The organism is Mesorhizobium sp. LNJC405B00 (assembly GCF_000502615.1).
Taxonomy (GTDB): domain Bacteria; phylum Pseudomonadota; class Alphaproteobacteria; order Rhizobiales; family Rhizobiaceae; genus Mesorhizobium.
This window is the reverse complement of sequence record NZ_AYWC01000020.1, coordinates 14913-27980: the sequence shown is the minus strand read 5'-3', so window position 1 is coordinate 27980 and position 13068 is coordinate 14913. Positions and strand designations below refer to the sequence as shown.

At 63.5% G+C, this 13068-nt stretch carries 9 protein-coding genes and 1 pseudogene; 6 read left to right on the top strand and 4 right to left on the bottom strand.

The window, feature by feature from the left end; genetic code table 11:
* Position 1 precedes the first annotated feature (1 nt).
* Positions 2 to 790, top strand: coding sequence for a 3'(2'),5'-bisphosphate nucleotidase CysQ (gene cysQ / locus X756_RS139980; RefSeq protein ID WP_031239434.1), 789 nt, complete (start codon positions 2 to 4; stop codon positions 788 to 790).
* A 1-nt stretch (position 791) separates the two neighbouring features.
* Here the strand turns inward: cysQ and X756_RS139985 are convergent, their stop codons facing one another.
* The 4 genes from X756_RS139985 to X756_RS140000 form a co-directional block, all read right to left on the bottom strand.
* Positions 792 to 1934 (bottom strand): DegT/DnrJ/EryC1/StrS aminotransferase family protein, encoded by a 1143-nt coding sequence (locus X756_RS139985; RefSeq protein ID WP_023692755.1) that lies wholly within the window; start codon positions 1932 to 1934, stop codon positions 792 to 794.
* A 298-nt stretch (positions 1935 to 2232) separates the two neighbouring features.
* Complete coding sequence (locus X756_RS139990; RefSeq protein WP_023684582.1) at positions 2233 to 3156, bottom strand: carbohydrate kinase; 924 nt, start codon at positions 3154 to 3156, stop codon at positions 2233 to 2235.
* Complete coding sequence (locus X756_RS139995) at positions 3153 to 3599, bottom strand: RbsD/FucU domain-containing protein (RefSeq protein ID WP_023684581.1); 447 nt, start codon at positions 3597 to 3599, stop codon at positions 3153 to 3155. The genes X756_RS139990 and X756_RS139995 overlap by 4 nt, the downstream gene beginning before the upstream one ends.
* A complete protein-coding gene (locus X756_RS140000; RefSeq protein ID WP_023692756.1) occupies positions 3600 to 4826 on the bottom strand; it encodes an ROK family transcriptional regulator in 1227 nt (408 codons plus the stop codon).
* 225 nt (positions 4827 to 5051) lie between these two features.
* Between X756_RS140000 and X756_RS140005 the strand changes: the two genes are divergently transcribed.
* The 5 genes and pseudogenes from X756_RS140005 to glgB all read left to right on the top strand — a co-directional run bounded on the left by X756_RS140005 (position 5052) and on the right by glgB (position 13022).
* Positions 5052 to 6068: a sugar ABC transporter substrate-binding protein gene (locus X756_RS140005; RefSeq protein WP_023670724.1), complete on the top strand. Its 1017-nt coding sequence runs from the start codon at positions 5052 to 5054 to the stop codon at positions 6066 to 6068.
* Positions 6069 to 6218: 150 nt separating this feature from the next.
* Positions 6219 to 7280, top strand: a complete 1062-nt coding sequence (locus X756_RS140010; protein WP_023670725.1) for an ABC transporter permease — start codon at positions 6219 to 6221, stop codon at positions 7278 to 7280.
* Positions 7277 to 8059 carry an ATP-binding cassette domain-containing protein gene (locus X756_RS140015; RefSeq protein WP_023670726.1) on the top strand — a complete coding sequence of 261 codons (783 nt, stop codon included), beginning with the start codon at positions 7277 to 7279 and terminating at the stop codon, positions 8057 to 8059. The genes X756_RS140010 and X756_RS140015 overlap by 4 nt, the downstream gene beginning before the upstream one ends.
* A 140-nt stretch (positions 8060 to 8199) precedes the next feature.
* The gene (locus tag X756_RS140020) at positions 8200 to 10662 is read left to right on the top strand and encodes a glycogen/starch/alpha-glucan phosphorylase (protein WP_023670727.1); all 2463 of its coding nucleotides are present in this window, start codon (positions 8200 to 8202) and stop codon (positions 10660 to 10662) included.
* A gap of 70 nt (positions 10663 to 10732) precedes the next feature.
* Positions 10733 to 13022, top strand: a pseudogene (gene glgB, locus X756_RS01000000166020) (1,4-alpha-glucan branching enzyme).
* Positions 13023 to 13068 lie beyond the last annotated feature (46 nt).

Here is a 13068-nt window from a genome sequence, read left to right as displayed (position 1 = left end):
GATGCTCGACGTGTTCGAGCGCCTGGCGCTCGAAGCCGGACGCGAGGTGATGCGGGTCTTCAAGGCCGGCTGCGCGGTCGACAGCAAGTCGGACTCCTCGCCGGTCACGGAAGCCGACCGCGAGAGCGAGACGATCATCCTCGCCGGCCTGCGTGCGGCCTATCCCGATGTTCCCTGCGTGGCCGAGGAAGAGGTCGCCGAAGGCATTGTGCCGCCCGATCTGGATGGCGCCTTCTTCCTGATCGATCCGCTCGATGGAACGAAGGAATTCGTCAACCGCCGGACCGATTTCACCGTCAACATCGCGCTTGTCCGGCACGGCGTGCCGGAGATCGGCGTCGTCTTCGCACCGTGCAGCGGGCGGTTCTTCTCTGGACGGCCGGGCTGGGCCGAAGCAATCGAGGTCGATGGCGACTTCCGTATCGTCGCCCGCCGGCGGATTTCGGTTAGGAGGGCGGTCACGCCGCTGGCGGTCGTTGCCAGCCGCTCGCACAACACCCCGGAGACCGAAGCCTTCATCAAGGATCTCGGCGCCGCCGAGATCGTCTCGGTCGGCTCATCGCTGAAATTCTGCCTGCTCGCCGCAGCCGAAGCCGACATCTATCCGCGCTTCGGCCGCACCATGGAATGGGACACGGCGGCCGGCGACGCCGTACTGCGCGCCGCCGGCGGCATGACGCGCACGCTGGACGGCGAGCCGCTCACCTATGGCAAGCGCAAACAGAGCGACGACGAGGATTTCGCCAACCCGCATTTTATTGCGAGCGGGAAGGCGGCGGACGCGGCGTAACTTACGCCGCCGCTACATGCGCCGAGTTCGAGCCAATGTAGTTGCGGATCGTCTCGATGATGCGGTCCTGGTCGGCTTCGCTGAGATAGGGATGCATCGGCAGGCACAGGATGCGCTTCGGCAGTTCCTCCGAAACCGCAAGCCCGGTCGGCGTGCGCGGATAGTCGCGATAGGCGACCTGCTCGTGCAGCGGCTTCACATAATAGATCACCGAAGGGATGCCCTTTTCGCCGAGATGCGCCCTCAACCCGTCGCGCTTCGGCGTCTCGACGGCGTATTGCGCCCAGGCCGAGCGGCCACCGCCCAGATTGCGTGACGTCTTGACGATGTCGCCGAGACCTTCGGCGTAGCGCTTGGCCACCACCTGGCGGGCGACCATCTCGTCTTCGAGGATGGCGAGTTTCTCGATCAGGATCGCCGCCTGGATCGTGTCGAGGCGTGAATTGATGCCGACGCGGACATTGTCATACTGCGTCTCGCCCTTACCGTGGAACGCAAACGAGCGCAGCTGGTCGGCCAGCGCGTCGTCATTGGTGAACATCGCGCCGCCATCGCCGTAGCAGCCCAGCGGCTTGGCCGGATAGAAGCTGGTCGAGCCGACATGGCCGAAGGCGCCGCACATTGTGCCGTCGGCCGAACCGCCGATCGACTGCGCCGCATCCTCGATCACCAGCAGCCCTTCGCGCTTGGCAATCGCCATGATCGCCTCGTAGTCGGCGGCAAGCCCGAACAGGTCGACGGGAACAATCGCCTTCGGCTTCAGCCGGCCTTCCTTCTTGATCATGGCGATCGCCGCCTCGAGGCTGGCGATGTCGATGTTGTAGGTCTCGGCGTCGACATCGACGAAAACCGGTTCGGCCTTGGCAAGCGCCACCACTTCCGCCGTCGCGGCAAAGGTGAAGCTCGGCACGAACACCGCGTCGCCGGGGCCGATACCGGCGGCAAACAGCGGCAACAGCAGCGCGTCGGTGCCGTTGGCGCAGGCCACGACATGCTTGGTGCCGATATAGGCTGCGAGCTTGTTTTCGAATTCGGTGACTTGCGGTCCGAGGATATAGCGGCCTTCCTCGACGACATTGTCGATCGCGGCCTTCAGCCGGTCGCGGATACGTTCGCGCTGCGCGCCAAGATCGATGAACTGCATGTCGGCCTCAAAAACGGTGTGGTGCGGGCTGCCCCGGGGACAATGACACGCACAGAAACAACAACTTAACCGGGCCGCTGGTACCAGAGTTGGGCCGGTCTAGAAAGCCGGACCGGCCGCGGGACGGGTTGTCTAGGTGTCGCAGCCTGTTACTTCAGGCTTTCCCTGCATTGCCGCAAGATGCCGGAAATCCGGGCTTCGCCGCCTATTAATCCGGCTAATTCAGTGCGTCTTTCCGGCTCGCGGAAACATAAAGTGATCGGCTGCTTGCAGCGGCTGGCGGCGGACTAAGCGTGGATCAGGCGATTTCGTGCCGCCAGGGCGGGTTGGCGCCGGCCCGCGACACGGTCACCGCCGCCGCTTTGGCGCCGAGCGCCAGCGCCTGACGGATGGCGTCCTCCGAAAGGCCGCCGATCCCGGCCTTGGTGAGCAGGCCTTGCTCGTGCAGCGAGGCCAGAATGCCGGCATTGAAAGTGTCGCCGGCGCCGACCGTGTCGACCACCTCCACCTTATGCGGCATCACCGTGACCTTGTGTTCCCTGCTGTAGCCGACGGCACCTTCGCTGCCGTGGGTAACGACGATCAGCTTCGGGCCGCGATCCAGCCAGTTGCGGATGACGTCCTCATGCGAGCCGGCCTCGCCGAACCAGTGCAGATCCTCATCCGATAGCTTCACGATGTCGGCCATCGCCATCATCGAGCGGATGCGCCGGAGGTGCTTGGCTTTGTCGGGGATGAAGTTCGGCCGGATGTTGGGGTCGAGCATCATGACGCGGCGTTCGTGCTCGCGTTTCATGAATTCTTCGTAGGCAGCACCCGCCGGGTCCGAAATCAGGCTGATGGCGCCAAACAGCATGGCTTCGATCTCGGCGCCCAGTTTCGGCAGATCCTCTGTCGTCAGCATGCGCCCGGCGGTGTTTTCGTCGTAGAAAGTGTAGGTCGCCTGGCCGTTGGTGAGCCGCACGAAGGCGAGCGTGGTCGGGCGAGGGGAGGTGTGCGCATAGGTGGAGCTGACCTTGCTTGCGCCGAGCGCCTCGCGGAACTGGCCGCCGAACAGATCCGACGACAGGCCGGAAAAGAAGCCGGCGGGCGCGCCGAGGCGGCCAAGCGCGATCGCCGTGTTGAACACCGCGCCGCCGACATAGGGCGCAAAGGCCGGCTCGCCCTGTGTCGTGGTGCGCGGCAGCATGTCGATCAGGGCTTCGCCGCAGCAGAGGATCATGATTTCTTGTTCTCCGGCGGATAGATCACGCCCTTGCGGATGATGATGTTGGCGTAGAGCCGGGGTTCGCTGGTCCCGACGATCGCATATGCCGACCGGACGCGTGCATAGAAGTCGGCGCCCGCCAGCGCAACCACCTTGCGGCCCGGCGCGCGCCTGGTGCAGATCGTTTCGATTTCATGGTGGACCGGATCGGCGACCGAGGGATCGCCTTTTACCGAGGCACGAAACAGCGCTTCCGGCACGAAGTCGTCCACCGGCAGCACGCTCAAAATGGCGTCAAGCACCGGTATGAGGTGAAGACCGTCGGCGCGGATCAGCCGGTTTGCCTGTTCTTCCGCCGGATAGTTGCCGTCGACGAGCGCGATCTCGTCGCCATGGCCCATGGCGCGCAATGTCGCCAGAAGCTCCGGACCGAGCAGCGACGGAATACCGATCAGCATTCAGATGCTCCTGGAAATCGTGGTCGAACCGATGAGGAAGCGTTCGGACAGCGGCAGGCTGGCGCCGCCCAGCGCGCGGGCATGGATGCCGACGGTGCCTTCGCGCACCACCGGAAGCTTCAGCCCTTCGCCATCGATCGTACCGATCGCCTGCCTGATCGCATCGACGAGCCGGCGCCGGACAGCGAGCGGCATCCAGCCGTCGATCACCGCGGCCTCGAAATCGATCACCGAGGACGCCGCGACAATGGCGTAGGCAAGCGCCTGCGAGGCGGTGGCAATCCAGTCGTCCAGATCGGCGCCGATCTCGCCCCATTCCTGCGGCGAGGTCCAGAGATAGGAGCCGTCAATGCCGCGTGCGTTAAGCGCCTTTTCCAGCATGGCGATCGAGGCGACGTCGATGAGCTGCGTCGGCTTGCCGTCTGGTCCCGGCACCGGCATCGAACCCAGCGCCCCGGCATTTCCGGTTGGCCCGCCGAACAGCCGGCCGTTGAGCACGATGCCGCCGCCGGCAAAGGCGCCGATATAGAAATAGACGAAGTCGCGCGCCCCGCCGGTCTGGCCGAACACCAGTTCGGCGCCGCAGGCGGAGGTGGCGTCATTCTGCAGATAGACCGGGAATTCGCACTGCGCCTGGATGTCGGCACGGATGTCGCGATGGCGCCATTCGTCCATGATGTCGCGCGGCGCGCCGGCGGTGTCGGCCCAGTTCCACAGTTCGAACGGCATGGCGATGCCGAGCCCGGCAATGCGCTTGTCCTGCGCAGGTGTCAGTTCGGCGCGCATCGTCTTCATGCCTTCGGTGACGAACTCAACCGTCTCGCGCGGCGCCGGATAGCGGTAGGAGTGCTGCAGCATGGAACGCACAGTTCCGAGGAAATCGATCAGCACCAGTTCGGCGCTGCGGCGGCCGATCTTGAGGCCGATGAAGAAGGCGCCTTCGGGGTTCAGCGCCATCGGGATGGAGGGCTGGCCGATCTTGCCGCGCAACGGCGCCTGGCGCAGCAGCAGGCTGTCTTCCTCCAGTTCGCGCATGATGACCGAGACGGTCTGCGCTGAAAGCCCGGTCATGCGCGCAATGTCTGATTTGGCCAAGCTGCCGTGCTGGCGAACCAACGACAGCACCAGCCGCTCATTGTGGTCGCGCATGCCGCTCTGGTTGGTGCCACGGTGGAGACGGCTGGCGGCCGCCTCGGGCGAACCGTGCCTCGCAATGCCGGTCTCCACCCTTGTTCCTTCCCTTGGTTTATTCTTACTGCTTTTGCGGCAGAATGAGTGAACCGCGCAAAGCTGTCAATAATAAATAAGAGTGATTTAATTATTGACAGGCGGCTCCCGCTGGTGTCATTTGAGGGCGCGTCCACACTGGGAGAACTTCAGTGGATGCGCTCGAGATGCCGGTTGGCGGCATCCGCATGGTTCCATGGGAGGAAGATCGTGACCAAAGCTTTATTGAAGTCCACCGTGTTCGCCGCGGCGGGCCTCGGCCTGATGGCGTTTGCTTCGACAGCATCGGCCGCCGGCGTCGGCGCCTGCCTGATCACCAAGACCGACACCAACCCCTTCTTCGTCAAGATGAAGGAGGGCGCGACCGCCAAGGCCAAGGAACTTGGCGTCGACCTCAAGACCTATGCCGGCAAGATCGACGGCGATAGCGAGAGCCAGGTGGCGGCGATCGAAAGCTGCATCGCCGACGGCGCCAAGGGCATCCTGATCACCGCGTCCGACACCAAGGGCATTGTGCCGACGGTGAAGAAGGCGCGTGACGCCGGCCTGCTGGTGATCGCGCTCGATACCCCGCTGGACCCGATCGATGCCGCCGACGCGACCTTCGCGACGGACAATCTGGAAGCCGGCAAGCTGATCGGCGCCTGGGCAGCCGCGACCCTCGGCGACAAGGCCAAGGACGCCAAGATCGGCTTCCTCGACCTGACCCCCTCACAGCCGACCGTGGATGTGCTGCGCGACCAGGGCTTCATGATGGGCTTCGGCATCGACGTGAAGGATCCCAACAAGATCGGCGATGAGGACGATGCCCGCATCGTCGGCCACGACGTCACCAACGGCAATGAAGAAGGCGGCCGCAAGGCGATGGAAAACCTTCTGCAGAAGGACAACTCCATCACCGTCATCCACACCATCAACGAGCCCGCCGCTGTCGGCGCCTACCAGGCGCTCAAGGCGGTCGGTCTCGAAAGCCAGGTGCTGATCGTCTCGGTCGATGGCGGCTGCCCCGGTGTGAAGTCGGTGACCGAAGGCGTCATTGGCGCCACCTCGCAGCAATACCCGCTGCAGATGGCGGCACTCGGCATCGAGGCGATCGCCGCCTTCGCCAAGGACGGCGCCAAGCCGAAGCCGACCGAAGGCAAGAACTTCTTCGACACCGGCGTCAACCTCGTCACCGACAAGCCGGCCAATGGCGTGAAGTCGATCGACACCAAGGAAGGCCTCGCCAAGTGCTGGGGCTGATGGCTGCCTGACAGCCAGCGGCAAGCTGACGGCCGGGGGCTTGATCCCCGGCCGCTTCGGGTGGACGATGCGTCACGCGAATAATCCCGGCAACAGACCGGACAGGCGCGAGCGGGTATCGGCATGGAGCTGAAGCCCAGGGGAGGAAACATGGCTCAAGCACAGGAATTCGAGAAGGTTCTCTCGAGCAGCGACACAAGCGTTGCCGCCTTTGACGAGCACAAATCGGCCGTCAAGCGCATCCAGCATTTCCTGCACTCCACGCCGGCGGCGGTGCCGCTGATTGTGCTGGTCCTGTCGATCGTAATTTTCGGCATCGCCATTGGCGGGCGTTTCTTCTCATCCTATACGCTGACGCTGATCCTGCAGCAGATCGCCATCGTCGGCATCCTCGGTGCCGCGCAGACACTGGTCATCCTGACCGCCGGCATCGACCTGTCGATCGGCGTGATCATGGTGATTTCGGCCGTGATCATGGGCAATTGCGCGGTCAGCTACGGCATGCCGGCCGTGCTCGCAGTGCCCATCGGGCTTGCCGCCGGCGCAGCCTGCGGCCTGCTCAACGGTTTGCTGGTCGCCTACATGAAGCTGCCGCCGTTCATCGTCACGCTCGGCACCTGGAACATCGTCATGGCGACGAACTTCATCTATTCGGCCAACGAGACGATCCGCGATACCGATGTCGACGCCCAGGCGCCGCTGCTGCATCTCTTTGCCCTGAGTTTCAAGATCGGCACGGCGGTGCTGACACTGGGCGTCATCGCCACGGTCGTGCTCGTTTTGATCCTCTGGTACGTGCTCAATCACACCGCCTGGGGCCGCCACGTCTACGCCGTTGGTGATGATCAGGAGGCGGCGAAGCTGTCTGGCATCCAGACCAAGAAGGTGTTGATGACGGTCTACACCCTTGCCGGGTTGATCGCAGCTTTCGCTGCCTGGGTTTCCATCGGCCGCAACGGCTCGATCTCACCGTCAGCCGCCGTCACCGACTACAACCTGCAGGCGATAACCGCGACGGTGATCGGCGGCATTTCACTGTTCGGCGGGCGCGGCTCAATTCTGGGCACGCTTTTCGGCGCGATGATCGTCGGTGTCGTCTCGATGGGCCTCAACATGCTGGGCGCCGATCCACAATGGAAGGTGCTGCTCACCGGTGTGCTGATCATCGGCGCCGTGGCGATCGACCAATGGATCAGAAAGGTTTCGGCATGACCGTGGAACCCATCCTCACCGCGCGCGGCCTGATCAAGCGCTATGGCCGTGTCACCGCCCTCGACAATGCCGACTTCGACCTCTACCCCGGCGAAATCCTGGCCGTCATCGGAGACAATGGCGCCGGCAAATCATCGCTGATCAAGGCGATTTCCGGCGCCGCCGTGCCCGACGAAGGCGAGATCCGTCTTGAAGGCAAGGCTGTCGCTTTTAAATCGCCCATGGAGGCGCGCGAGGCGGGCATCGAGACGGTCTACCAAAACCTGGCTTTGTCGCCGGCCCTGTCGATCGCCGACAACATGTTCCTCGGCCGCGAGATCCGCAAACCCGGCTTCCTCGGCGACTGGCTTCGCATGCTGGACCGGCCGGCAATGGAAAAGCGCGCCCGCGACAAGCTGACCGAGCTTGGCCTGATGACCATCCAGAACATCAGCCAGGCGGTGGAAACGCTGTCGGGCGGCCAGCGTCAGGGCGTGGCAGTGGCGCGCGCCGCCGCTTTCGGCAGCCGCGTGGTGATCATGGACGAGCCGACCGCGGCACTCGGCGTCAAGGAGAGCCGCCGCGTGCTGGAACTGATCCTCGATGTCAAGAAAAGAGGCCTGCCGATCGTGCTGATCTCGCACAACATGCCGCATGTCTTCGAAGTGGCCGACCGTATCCACATCCATCGGCTGGGACGTCGCCTCTGCGTCATCGATCCCAAGCAATATACCATGTCCGACGCCGTCGCCTTCATGACGGGAGCGAAGGTTCCGCCGGAGGCTGCACTCGCTGCCTGATCCGCTCGACGGATAAATTGCCGCAGGGGAACTGGCGGCATGCTGGTCTAAATCGATTGAACGTATGTTGCGATGCACTAGGATAGGCTGGGACTGAGAGCGAAAGCCGGTATGATCGCAGCACGATCACGAGAGGCAGTATGACGCGAACAATGACAGCCAAAGCCCCCGATCTCGAAATACCCGATCCCAAGACGCTGGCCGACGAAGTCTTGCTGGCTCTCAAATACCGGGTCGGCAAAGGCACGTCCGTTGCCACGCAATATGATTGGCTGACCGCCTCGATCAAGGTCGTGCGCGACCGCATCGTCGATCACTGGATGCAGGCGACGCAGGAGGCCTACGCCCAGCAGGAAAAGCGCGTCTATTACCTGTCGCTCGAATTCCTCATCGGCCGGCTTATGCGCGATGCCTTCTCCAATCTCGGCCTGATGGACAATATGCGAGAAGCGCTCAAGTCGCTGGGCGTCGACCTCGACCTCATCGCCGGGCTCGAACCGGATGCAGCGCTCGGCAATGGCGGTCTCGGCCGGCTCGCCGCCTGCTTCATGGAAAGCATGGCGACCGTCGACATTCCCGCGCATGGCTACGGCATTCGCTACGCCAACGGCATGTTCCGCCAGGAGATCCATGATGGCTGGCAGGTCGAACTGCCCGAAACCTGGCTCGACCACGGCAACCCCTGGGAGTTCGAGCGCCGCGAACGCGCCTTCGAAGTCGGCTTCGGCGGCTCGGTGGAATCGATCACCTCCAAGGATGGCCGGCTCGAACGTCACGTCTGGAAGCCGACCGAGCATGTCCAGGCCGTCGCCTACGACACCCCGGTGGTTGGCTGGCGGGCCAACCGCGTCAACACGCTGCGGCTTTGGTCCGGCATGCCGGTCGATCCGATCCTGCTCGACAAGTTCAACGCCGGCGACCACATCGGCGCGCTGGCCGAAAGCAACAAGGCCGATGCCTTGTCGCGCGTGCTTTACCCCGCCGATTCCCACAAGGCCGGCCAGGAACTGCGGCTGCGGCAGGAATATTTCTTCTCCACCGCGTCGCTGCAGGACATCGTCCAGCGCCATCTCAGCCAGTATGGCGATCTCGCCTCGCTGCCCGACAAGGCGGCGATCCACCTCAATGACACCCATCCGGCGATCGCCGTGCCGGAGCTGATGCGCCTGCTGATGGACGTCCATGGCATGGATTTCGACCAGGCCTGGGATATTACCAAGCGCACCTTCGGCTACACCAACCACACGCTGCTGCCCGAGGCGCTGGAAAGCTGGCCGGTGCCGCTGTTCGAACGGCTTTTGCCGCGCCATATGCAGATCGTCTACGCCATCAATGCGCAGGTTTTGCTTGAGGCCCGCGCCACCAACCAGTTTTCCAATGAGCAGATCAGCCGCATCTCGCTGATCCAGGAAAATGGCGACCGCCGCGTGCGCATGGGTAACCTGGCCTTTGTCGGCTCGCACTCGATCAATGGCGTGTCGGCGTTGCACACCGAACTGATGAAGGAGACGGTGTTTGCCGATCTCCACAAGCTCTATCCCGATCGCATCAACAACAAGACCAACGGCATCACGCCACGGCGCTGGCTGATCCAGTGCAATCCAGGCCTCACCGCGCTCGCCCGCGCGGCGATCGGGGACCGTTTCCTCGACGACATCGACGCCATCAAGGGGCTCGAAGCCTTTGCCGGTGACGCCGCCTTCCGCGACAAGTTCGCCGCCGTCAAGCGCTCCAACAAGATCAAGCTCGCCAATCTGGTCGCCGACCGGCTCGGCATCAAGCTCGACCCGTCGGCGCTGTTCGACATCCAGGTCAAGCGCATCCACGAATACAAGCGCCAGCTGCTCAACATCCTGGAAGCGATCGCGCTCTACGATCAGATCCGCTCGCATCCCGAGCAGGACTGGATGCCGCGCGTCAAATTCTTCGGCGGCAAGGCGGCGCCCAGCTACCACAATGCCAAGCTGATCATCAAACTGGCCAACGACGTCGCCAAGGTCATCAACAGCGACCCGTCGGTACGCGGGCTGCTGAAAGTGGTGTTCGTGCCGAACTACAATGTCAGCCTGGCCGAGGTGATGATGCCGGCCGCCGACCTGTCCGAGCAGATTTCGACTGCCGGCATGGAGGCGTCGGGCACCGGCAACATGAAGTTCGCGCTGAACGGCGCCTTGACCATCGGTACGCTCGACGGCGCCAATGTCGAGATCAAGGAATGCGTTGGCGACGACAACATCTTCATCTTCGGCCTGAGCACGGCGGAAGTCGCCGAGCGGCGCAGCAATGGCTACAACCCGCGCGCCGTGATCGAGGGCTCCCCTGAATTGGCGCAGGCTGTCGCCGCAGTATCGTCGGGCGTGTTCTCGCCCGACCAGCCGGATCGCTACCGCGAGCTGGTCGACGGTCTCTACAACAGCGACTGGTTCATGGTGGCGGCGGATTTCGACGCCTATGCCGCCGCCCAGCGCGATGTCGACGCCGTCTGGCGCAACAGCCCCGATTGGTACGCGCGCGCTATCCGCAACGTTGCCCGGGTCGGCTGGTTCTCTTCCGATCGCACGATCCGCCAATATGCGAAAGAAATCTGGAACGTGCCCGCCTGATATGATTGCATGAGGCCACGACAATGGGTCTTGTGCACAAGAACTGGTTCCCAGGGAGGGACGCCGCCTGATGAAGAAACCGCGCGCGACCGCGACGACGAGCGGGTCGGACGGGCTGGCGTCAGCCGGCGATGTCGCCGCAATTGTTGCAGGCACGCATGGCGATCCTTTTGCAATCCTGGGCGTGCATGATGCCGGCAAGAGCCTGGTTGCCCGCTGCTTCGTCCCCAATGCCGAGTTCGTCACCGCATACACGCTGGCCGGCAAGAACGCCGGCGAACTCACGCGGCGCGACGACGCCGGTTTCTTCGAAGGCAGACTGTCGATCAAGAAGCGTCAGCCGCTGCGCTATCACGCCAAAAATGCCGGCGGCGACTGGTGGCTGACCGATCCCTATTCCTTCGGCCCGGTGCTCGGCCCGATGGACGACTACTATATCGCGCAAGGGTCGCACCTCAGGCTGTTCGACAAGCTCGGCGCCCATCTCCTCGACCATGAAGGCGCGTCGGGCGTCCATTTCGCCGTCTGGGCGCCCAATGCAAGGCGCGTCTCCGTGGTCGGCGACTTCAACGAATGGGACGGCCGCCGCCATACGATGCGCGACCGCCGCGACACCGGCATCTGGGAGCTGTTCATTCCCGATATCGGCGCCGGCCACCCCTACAAATACGAGATCATTGCCCCCGACGGCGTGCGCCTGCCGCTCAAGGCCGATCCGTTCGCCTTCAAGTCTGAACTGCGCCCGGCCACAGCATCCGTGACGGCGGTGCCGCCGGCGCATGAATGGGGCGACGAGGCGCATCGCAATTACTGGCGAAAGGCCGATCCGCGGCGCGAAGCCATATCGATCTACGAGGTCCATGCCGGTTCGTGGCAGCAGCACGATGATGGCAGCTTCCTGTCATGGGACGAACTCGCCAACCAGCTCATCCCCTATGCTGTCGAGACCGGCTTCACCCACATCGAGTTCCTGCCGATCTCCGAACATCCCTATGACCCGTCATGGGGTTATCAGACAACCGGACTTTATGCCCCCTCGGCGCGATTCGGCGACCCCGNAACATCCCTATGACCCGTCATGGGGTTATCAGACAACCGGACTTTATGCCCCCTCGGCGCGATTCGGCGACCCCGACGGCTTCGCCCGTTTCGTCGACGGTGCGCACCGCGCCGGCGTCGGCGTCATCCTCGACTGGGTGCCGGCGCATTTCCCGGTCGACGCGCATGGCCTGGCCAATTTCGACGGCACAGCGCTTTATGAGCATGCCGATCCGCGCAAGGGTTTTCATCCCGACTGGAACACCGCGATCTACAATTTCGGCCGCCGCGAGGTGGTGTCGTTCCTCGTCAACAACGCGCTGTTCTGGGCCGAGAAATACCATGTCGACGGTTTGCGCGTCGACGCGGTGGCCTCGATGCTCTACCTCGATTATTCGCGCAAGGCCGGCGAATGGATCCCCAACGAGAAGGGCGGCCGCGAAAACCTCGAAGCGGTGTCCTTCCTGCAGAAGATGAACAGGGAGGTCTACGGCCACCATCCCGGCGTGATGACCATCGCCGAGGAATCGACCTCATGGCCGAAGGTCTCGGCCCCGGTGCATGAAGGCGGGCTGGGCTTCGGCTTCAAATGGAACATGGGCTTCATGCACGACACGCTGGAGTATTTCGCCAAGGAGCCGATCTTCCGCAAACATCACCACAACGACCTGACCTTCGGCCTGACCTACGCCTTCTCCGAGAATTTCGTGCTGCCGCTGTCCCATGACGAGGTCGTGCACGGCAAGGGCACGCTGCTCGGCAAGATGGCCGGCGACGACTGGCAGAAGTTCGCGACTTTGCGCGCCTTTTACGCCTTCATGTGGGGCTATCCCGGCAAGAAGCTGTTGTTCATGGGCCAGGAATTCGCCCAGCGCCGCGAGTGGAGCGAGGCGCGCGCGCTCGACTGGAACCTGCTCGACTTCCACCCGCATCGCGGCGTCTGGCAGACGGTGCGCGACCTCAACTATCTCTATCGCTCGCGCCCAGCGCTGCATGCACGCGACTGCGAGCCGGACGGCTTCTCCTGGCTGATCGTCGACGACAAGGAAAACTCGGTCTTCGCCTGGCTGCGCAGCGCGCCCGGCGGCAACCCGATCGCCGTCATTTCCAACTTCACGCCAGTGCCGCGCGACAATTATCGCGTGCCATTGCCCAAGGTCGGCAAATGGCGCGAAATCATCAACACCGACGCTTCGGACTACGGTGGTTCGGGCAAGGGCAATGGCGGTGTGGTCGAAGCCAGGGCGGAAGGAGGAGGCATTTCGGCAACGATGCTTTTGCCGCCGCTGTCGACGATCATGCTTGAACTCGTTGCGGACTAGGTCCGTCAACTCGTTGCGGACTAGATCCGTCAACTCGTTTCGGATT

Bases quoted from the DNA above. Each gene is read 5' to 3' on its own strand.
- X756_RS140015 (WP_023670726.1), top strand. From the start codon at position 7,277: ATGACCGTGGAACCCATCCTCACCGCGCGCGGCCTGATCAAGCGCTAT.
- X756_RS139990 (WP_023684582.1), bottom strand. From the start codon at position 3,156: ATGATCCTCTGCTGCGGCGAAGCCCTGATCGACATGCTGCCGCGCACC.
- cysQ (WP_031239434.1), top strand. From the start codon at position 2: ATGCTCGACGTGTTCGAGCGCCTGGCGCTCGAAGCCGGACGCGAGGTG.
- X756_RS139985 (WP_023692755.1), bottom strand. From the start codon at position 1,934: ATGCAGTTCATCGATCTTGGCGCGCAGCGCGAACGTATCCGCGACCGG.
- X756_RS139995 (WP_023684581.1), bottom strand. From the start codon at position 3,599: ATGCTGATCGGTATTCCGTCGCTGCTCGGTCCGGAGCTTCTGGCGACA.
- X756_RS140020 (WP_023670727.1), top strand. From the start codon at position 8,200: ATGACGCGAACAATGACAGCCAAAGCCCCCGATCTCGAAATACCCGAT.
- X756_RS140010 (WP_023670725.1), top strand. From the start codon at position 6,219: ATGGCTCAAGCACAGGAATTCGAGAAGGTTCTCTCGAGCAGCGACACA.